This is a genomic window from Acidovorax sp. HMWF018, assembly GCF_003061035.1.
Taxonomy (GTDB): domain Bacteria; phylum Pseudomonadota; class Gammaproteobacteria; order Burkholderiales; family Burkholderiaceae_C; genus Acidovorax; species Acidovorax delafieldii.
Map to the genome: position 1 here is coordinate 1,001 of NZ_QAIM01000654.1, position 6,299 is coordinate 7,299.

A 6,299-nucleotide genomic window follows, 5' to 3' on the forward strand; every position below is an offset into this window, starting at 1 on the left:
CAGGAGCTCAAGCTCACCGACGACAAGTTTCCCCACGACGCGTTGAAAGAGGCCGGCTACGAAGCCGTGGCCTTCGGCCAAAAGACCTACAACGGCGTGGCCATCCTGAGCCGCCACCCGCTGCGCGATGTGGTGCGCAACATCCCCGCCTTTGGCGACGAGCAGGCCCGCGTCATCGCCGCCACGCTGGACACGCCGGCAGGCCCGCTGCGCCTGCTCAACGGCTACTTCGTCAACGGCCAGGAGCCGGGCTCGGAAAAGTTCGCCTACAAGATGCGCTGGCTGCAGGCGCTGCAGGACATGGTGCGCGCCGAGATGGCCGCCCACCCGCGCCTGGTGCTGGTGGGCGACTTCAACGTGGCCCCTGAAGACCGCGACTCGTACGACCCCGAGGGCCTGCGCGAGACCATCCACCACACCACCGAAGAGCGCAACCACTTCCAGGCCCTGCTGGCCCTGGGGCTGACCGATGCCTTCCGCATGTTCGAGCAGCCCGAGAAGAGCTATTCGTGGTGGGACTACCGCATGCTGGGCTTTCAGAAAAACCGGGGCCTGCGCATCGACCACATTCTGGTGAGCGAGGCCCTCAAGCCCACGGTGACGGCCTGCGTGGTGGACCGCGCCCCGCGCAAGAACCCACAACCCAGCGACCATGCGCCGGTGGTTGTCACGATGAGCGCCTGATGCGCCCTTGAGCCGCTCCGCACGCGACGCAAAAAAGGCTGCCAGAGGAATGCTCTGGCAGCCTTTTTCTTGGGGTCAGCCCTCAGCCCAGCAACCGACGCCCGGTCAGGTGCGGTTTACCCAAGGGTCGCCCTTGGCACCTGGGATCAGGGCCGGGGCGAGAACCCGTCGCGCAGCGCACGCACCTCGTCGTGGTTGCGCTGGGCGCCTTGGGACTGGCGCTCCACCAGAGCACGCACGTCGGCAGGCAGCGCAGCCTTCAGCGCCTTGCGGTAGCGGGCCACCGCAGCGTCCTCGCCACGTTCGCATTCTTCGAGCACAGCCTTATCGTCCTGGGTGGACAACGCTGTCTTCACCGACACCCAGCCCCGGTGCAACGCGCCCGCCACGGTCCCCCCCTGCGCAGGGTCGCCATTGAGGCGGCGGATCTCGTGTTCCAGCTCCACGGCGGCAGCCGCACACTCGCGCGAGTGGCGCTGGAAGATGCCCTTGAGCTGGCCCGACTCTGCGTGCTCGGCACAGGCATGGAAGCCGTATTCGCCATCGCGTGCAGACTCCAGCAGGTCGTTGAGCACATCGACCACGTCTTCGGCGTCGATCACGTCCATCGGGCGGTCGCTGGCCAGCGCAGTGCGGTTGGCGGCGCGCTCCCACGCGGCGCGGGTGGCGGGGCGTACGTCGGTCCAGGCCAGGCCGTCGCTGCCGTGGCGTGCACGCCAGTCGTCCGCCAGGCGCGGCTCGATGGCGTCAAAGTCGCCCTCGTAGCGGCCTACCGACGACCAGCCCAGCTCGTAGGCAGGACGGTATTGGTCGTACGTGCGGCCGCCCACGTAGTAGGGCTCGCGGTGGTAGGTCTCGCGCCAGTAGGCGTCTTCTTCGGTGGGGTTGACGGCCTCGGCAGCCGCCTTGCCCGCCAGGCCGCCCGCCACAGCACCCGCTACGCCACCAATGGCAGCGCCGACCGGGCCGCCAAAAGCACCTGCAGCAGCCCCGGCAGCGGCGCCCCCGAGGGCGGCGCCCACGCCCGTTCCGACGGGGTGAGCACCTGGCTCATTGGTCAAAGGGTCACGGTTGGCATCGTTGAAATCCGACATAGGAACATCTCCGGTTGGTTGACAGTGACTTCATTGTTGAAGCCACCTCCGGAGTGCCGGGTCGGCCCAGGGAGGGCCTGCATGTAGGACATGGCCCGCCATGCAGTGCGATGCGCAGCGCGCATCCGGGCCGGGTTACAGCGATGCCACCAGCGATGTAATGGCACCTTGCATTGCTACGATTTCAATAGCTGCAGAGGCATGATCAACATGCGCCTGCGGCCATTTTCATACTTCATCCGGCGCGTCCAGCCCCAACTCCTGGATCTTGCGGGTGATGGTGTTGCGCCCAATGCCCAGGCGCTGCGCGGCCTCCATGCGACGGCCGTGGGTGGCCACCAGGGCCGTGCGGATCAGGCGCGACTCAAAGCGCCGCGTGAGCGCATCCCACACCTCGGGCTGGCCGCCTGCGAGCAGTTTTTGCGCTTCGGTTTCCAGTGCCTGCTCCCAGCTGTGGGCGGCAGCCACAGGGGCAGCTACGGCGTCGGCCGACCAGGACGCAACGGCCGCAGGTGCAGACGCCGACACTGGAGCGGACACCTGCGCTGCGGGGTGCAGGCCCCCCACCAATTCGGGTGCAGGCTGCGCTACTGGCGCAACAGGCGCCAGCGGGGCCACCGGCATCGATGTCACCGTGGCCGCCGCAGGCTCGGCGCCCGCCGTGGCGCGCACGGGCTGCTGGTACACCGGGGCTTCCAGCACCTCGGGCGGCAGGTCCTGCAGCGAGATCACCTGGGCAGGCGCCATCACCGTGAGCCAGTGGCAGATGTTCTCCAGCTGGCGCACGTTGCCCGGGAAGGCAAACTGCTCCAGCCGCGCCAGTGCCGAATCGGCAATGCGCTTGGGCTCCACGCCCAGCTGCCGCGCGCTTTGCTGCAGAAAGTGGCGCGTGAGCATGGGCACGTCTTCATGCCGCTCGCGCAGCGCGGGCAGGCGCAGGCGGATCACGTTGAGGCGGTGGAACAAGTCCTCGCGGAAGCCGCCTTCCTTGACGCGCTGCTCCAGGTTCTGGTGGGTGGCGGCAATCACGCGCACATGGGCCTTGACGGCTGCGTGGCCGCCCACGCGGTAGAACTGGCCGTCCGACAACACGCGCAGCAGGCGCGTCTGCAAATCAAACGGCATGTCGCCGATTTCGTCGAGGAACAGCGTGCCGCCCTCGGCCTGCTCGAAGCGGCCGCGCCGCTGGGTCTGGGCGCCGGTGAAGGCGCCGCGCTCATGGCCGAAGAGTTCGCTCTCCAGCAGGTCCTTGGGAATGGCTGCGGTGTTGATGGCCACAAAGGGGCCGTCTGCCACGGGCGAATGCTTGTGCAGCGCGCGCGCCACCAGCTCCTTGCCCGAGCCCGATTCGCCGGTGATGAGCACCGTGACCTGGCTTTGCGACAGCCGCCCGATGGCGCGAAACACGTCCTGCATGGCGGGCGCCTGGCCCAGCATTTCGGGGGTCGCGGTCTGGCGCTCTTCGGTGACTTCTTCGCGCTGGCTTTCTTCCACCGCTCGGCGGATCAGCTCCACCGCCTTGGGCAGGTCAAACGGCTTGGGCAGGTATTCGAACGCGCCGCGCTGGAAGGCCGACACAGCGCTGTCGAGGTCGGAGTACGCCGTCATGATGATGACGGGCAGGCCGGGCTGCAGCTCGCGCACCTTCTCCAGCAGTTGCAGGCCCGAACCGCCGGGCATGCGGATGTCGCTCACCAGAACCTGGGGGCCCTGGCGCGCGGGGTCGCCTGCGGTGACATCGGCCAGTGCGTCCAGCACTTCGCGGGGGTGCGTGAAGCTGCGCGTGGGCAGGTTCTCGCGCGCCAGCGCCTTTTCCAGGACGAAGCGGATCGAGGGGTCGTCATCTACTATCCAGATCGGCTTCATATGTTTTTCTTACCTTCCCTGTGGTTGCGTGTCAGGGACCGTCATGCGCTGTCAGGGCAAGGGGATCAGGATTCGGAAGTCGGTGCGACCCGGTACGCTGTCGCATTCGATCAACCCGTGGTGACGCTGCACGAAGGTTTGCGCCAACGTCAGCCCCAGCCCTGATCCGCCGTCCCGACCCGATACCAGTGGATAAAAAATCCGCTCCTTGATGGCATCGGGTACGCCCGGTCCGTTGTCGATGACATGCAATTCCAGTGCCAGCCGGTAGCGTTGTCGGCCGAACGTGACCTGGCGGGCCACGCGCGTGCGCAGCGTGATCACGGCATCGCCTTTGGCGATTCGCTCTGACAACGCCTGGGCCGCGTTCTGCACGATGTTTAGCACCGCCTGAATGAGCTGCGCGCGGTCCCCGCGAAACTCAGGGATGGAGGTATCGTAGTCGCGCTGCACCCTGAGGCCCTGCGGGTATTCGACCAGCACGAGCGAACGCACGCGCTCGCACACCTCGTGGATGTTCACATCGCCCACCAAGTGGGGGTGGCGATGGGGCGCGAGCAGCCGGTCCACCAGGCTCTGCAGGCGGTCGGCCTCGTGGATGATGACCTGGGTGTATTCGGTGAGCTCGCGGTTATCGAGCTCCATCTCCAGCAGTTGCGCCGCGCCCCGAATGCCGCCCAGCGGGTTCTTGATCTCATGGGCCAGGTTGCGGATCAGCTCCTTGTTGGCCTGGGCCTGGTCGCGCAGGCGCTCTTCGCGGTCCTGGCGGGCCTGCTGCTCCAGCGGCCACAGCTCCACCAGGATTTCGCCCACCTGCTCGGCATCGGCCACGTTGACATGCACGGGCACCGGGTCCTGGTGCAGGCGCTTCAGGCTGGCCTCGTAGCGCAGTGCGGCAAAGTCCTTGCCCCGGGCGCCCGCCAGGGCCGTCTGCAGCAAGGCGGGGTCGGTGAAGAAGGTAGAGAAGTCCGCCCCTTCCAGCGTGCGGCGCGAGAGGCCCAGTGTGTTTTCCAGCGCGGCATTGGCAAACTGCACCGCGCCATCGTCAGCGCGCAGCACCGCCACCAGGGTGGACATCAGGTCCAGGGAATGAAAACGCCCGGTGTCAGTGCCGGGAAGGTCGGAGGAAGAAGGGGCACTCACACGCAATCACCGCGATCAGTTGGTGGGCGCAGCAGGGGCAGGCAGGCGGGCAATCTCGCGCTTGATACCCGCGATGTCGCTCTCACTGCGGGCCACGCTGGCCTTGAGTTCGGCCGTGCGTTCGGTGTAGCGCTGGGGGTTGCGCAGATCGAGTGCGTTGCGCTCAGGGGCGCCGTTGTTGTATTCCTTGAGCAGTTCGGCATGGCGCGTTTCCGCCTTGCGCAGCTCGGACTCCAGGATGGCGCGGGCATCCGAGTCACGGGATTTTTGCTCGTTGTTGCTGACGCGTGGAGCGTTGGCGGGCGATGTCGCGGAAGAAGTGGCAGCAGCGCCACTGCCGCCGGGGGCAGGCGCTGCGGCCGACGCGGGGCGAGTGCCCTGCACTACGGTGACATTACCCCCTTCGACCAGCTTGCAGCCACGCTCCTTGGCCTGCTGGGCATTGTTGGTGTATTCGTTGCCGCAACGGTAGATGCGGTCTTGCGCCTGGACTGCGGGGACGGCGGCGGCGATGAGGAGCAGGGTGATGAGCGTTTGATTCATTCGGTTTCCTCGCACTGACATGCAGGGGACAGGGGAGTATCTCCCAATCACCCTACATCTCCAATCCAACAAGGGCAGACCCTTGAAGGGCTGTGTATACGGATGCAACACCTGGCGTCTTGGTTCCGCCACACGCGTTCAGCGCAGGTAACGCCTCCGCCCGTCCATGAAAAAAGGCGGCTTGCGCCGCCTTTTCTTGAGCAATGGTCTGCAGGCAGACGATTACAGCGAGTAGTACATGTCGTACTCGACAGGGTGCACGGCCATGCGGAAGCGGGTCACTTCGTTCATCTTCAGATCGATGTAGGCGTCGATCATGCTGTCGGTGAACACGCCACCCTTGGTCAGGAACGCGCGGTCCTTGTCCAGATGTTCCAGGGCCTGGTCCAGGCTGTGGCACACGGTGGGCACCAGCTTGTCTTCTTCTGGAGGCAGGTGATACAGGTCCTTCGTAGCGGCTTCGCCAGGATGGATCTTGTTTTCCACGCCGTCCAGACCGGCCATCAGCAGGGCTGCGAAGCCCAGGTAGGGGTTCATCAGTGGATCGGGGAAGCGGGCTTCCACGCGACGGCCCTTGGGGTTGGCCACGTAAGGGATACGGATCGAAGCGGAACGGTTCTTGGCCGAGTAGGCCAGCTTCACCGGGGCTTCGAAGTGAGGCACCAGGCGCTTGTAGCTGTTGGTACCGGGGTTGGTGATGGCGTTCAGGGCACGTGCGTGCTTGATGATGCCGCCGATGTAGTACAGCGCGAAGTCCGACAGACCAGCATAGCCGTCGCCAGCGAACAGGTTCTTGCCGTCCTTCCAGACGGACTGGTGCACGTGCATGCCGGAGCCGTTGTCGCCGTGGTAAGGCTTGGGCATGAAAGTGGCGGTCTTGCCGTAGGCGTTGGCCACGTTGTGGATCACGTACTTTTGCAGGATGGTCCAGTCGGCGCGCTCAACCAGGGTGCTGAAACGGGTACCGAT

The 6,299-nt window shown here is 66.0% G+C and carries 5 protein-coding genes and 1 pseudogene; 1 reads left to right on the forward strand and 5 read right to left on the reverse strand.

The window, feature by feature from the left end; all coding sequences use genetic code 11:
• The coding region (xth, locus tag DBR23_RS27415) for an exodeoxyribonuclease III (RefSeq protein ID WP_233250787.1) at window positions 1-684 on the forward strand (684 nt) is incomplete at its 5' end.
• A gap of 146 nt (window positions 685-830) precedes the next feature.
• Here the strand turns inward: xth and DBR23_RS27420 are convergent.
• The 5 genes and pseudogenes from DBR23_RS27420 to glnA all read right to left on the reverse strand — a co-directional run.
• Window positions 831-1,778, reverse strand: a complete 948-nt coding sequence (locus DBR23_RS27420) for a PA2169 family four-helix-bundle protein (RefSeq protein ID WP_108500164.1) — start codon at window positions 1,776-1,778, stop codon at window positions 831-833.
• Between the two features lie 228 nt (window positions 1,779-2,006).
• Window positions 2,007-3,644: a nitrogen regulation protein NR(I) gene (gene ntrC, locus DBR23_RS27425; RefSeq protein WP_108500165.1), complete on the reverse strand. Its 1,638-nt coding sequence runs from the start codon at window positions 3,642-3,644 to the stop codon at window positions 2,007-2,009.
• 51 nt (window positions 3,645-3,695) lie between these two features.
• Window positions 3,696-4,721, reverse strand: a complete 1,026-nt coding sequence (glnL, locus tag DBR23_RS27430; protein ID WP_056067116.1) for a nitrogen regulation protein NR(II) — start codon at window positions 4,719-4,721, stop codon at window positions 3,696-3,698.
• Between the two features lie 81 nt (window positions 4,722-4,802).
• Window positions 4,803-5,330: a hypothetical protein gene (locus DBR23_RS27435; protein ID WP_108500166.1), complete on the reverse strand. Its 528-nt coding sequence runs from the start codon at window positions 5,328-5,330 to the stop codon at window positions 4,803-4,805.
• Window positions 5,331-5,552: 222 nt separating this feature from the next.
• Window positions 5,553-6,299 (reverse strand): annotated as a pseudogene (gene glnA / locus DBR23_RS31985) (glutamine synthetase); the annotation flags it as partial.